The 624-nt window shown below is 69.6% G+C and carries 1 protein-coding gene; it reads left to right on the top strand.

What is annotated here, in order from left to right:
* On the top strand, positions 1 to 624 hold a 624-nt coding region (locus Mam01_RS36155; RefSeq protein WP_239101892.1), incomplete at both ends, for a condensation domain-containing protein.

The following is a 624-nucleotide window of genomic DNA, read 5'->3' as shown; positions in this document are numbered from 1 at the left end:
CGATGTGCGGGTCGATCTGCCGTGGCGGGTCTGTGTGGTGTCGGTGTCGCCGTCGGAGCATGTGCTGCTGGTGGTGGTGCATCACATCGCCTCTGACGGGTGGTCGATGGGTGTTCTGGGCCGGGATCTGGCCAGGGCGTATGCGGCGCGGTGTCAGGGTCAGGTGCCCGGCTGGCAGCCGTTGCCGGTGCAGTACGCGGACTACGCGTTGTGGCAGCGGGAGGTCCTGGGTGACCTGGACGATCCGGCCAGCCTGATCAGCGATCAGCTCGGTTACTGGCGTCAGGCCCTGGAGGGCGCGCCGGAGGAGTTGGCGCTTCCGGCCGATCGGCCGCGTCCGGCCACCTCGTCGTTCCGCAGTGGTGATGTGCGGTTGGAGGTGGACGCACGAACCCACGCAAGGTTGGTGGAGGTCGCCCAGCGGGGCGGGGCCACGATGTTCATGGTGGCCCACGCGGCGCTCGCGGTCCTGCTGGCGAAGGTCGGCGCGGGCACCGACATCCCGATCGGCACTGCGATCGCCGGTCGCGGGGACGCGGCTCTGGAGGACCTGGCCGGGTTCTTCGTCAACACCCTCGTCCTTCGCGCCGACCTGTCCGGCGACCCGTCGTTCGAAGACGTGCT

It is taken from the genome of Microbispora amethystogenes (genome assembly GCF_016863015.1).
Classification (GTDB): Bacteria; Actinomycetota; Actinomycetes; order Streptosporangiales; family Streptosporangiaceae; genus Microbispora; species Microbispora amethystogenes.
This window is presented reverse-complemented; position numbering and strand designations above follow the sequence as displayed.